Genomic DNA, 366 nt, shown 5'->3' with positions numbered 1-366 from the left:
CTCGGGAACGGGGGTGTGCTCGATGGGAACGAGGCCTCGTGGGCGGCAGAGTTCTCCTCAGCAGAGCAACACCCCCACAGCAACCCCCACACACCGAAGAGGCCCGCCATGTTCAAGTCCCACTGCTCCACCAGCAAGCACCACGACGACAAGTCCTGGAACAACGACGACTACAAGCACTGCAACGACGACTACAAGCCCCACAACGACTGGGACGACAAGTACAGCCACTGCTGGGATTACAAGCAGACCGACCACTGCTGGGACGACAAGTCCTACGACGACAAGAGCTGCCACGACCAGGACTACAAGCACTGCAACGACGACTACAGCCACTCGAGCGGCGGCTACGGCCACCACTGAGCC

General features: G+C 60.9%; 1 protein-coding gene. It reads left to right on the top strand.

Annotated features, from left to right (window positions below):
- The first annotated feature begins 108 nt into the window (after positions 1-108).
- Entirely contained in the window at positions 109-363 is a 255-nt protein-coding gene (locus tag TOK_RS30005; protein WP_098961369.1) for a hypothetical protein, read from the top strand.
- Positions 364-366 lie beyond the last annotated feature (3 nt).

It is taken from the genome of Pseudonocardia sp. N23 (genome assembly GCF_002583555.1).
Classification (GTDB): domain Bacteria; phylum Actinomycetota; class Actinomycetes; order Mycobacteriales; family Pseudonocardiaceae; genus Pseudonocardia.
The sequence above is the reverse complement of the archived record's forward strand: the minus strand, read 5'-3'. Positions and strand labels throughout refer to the sequence as shown.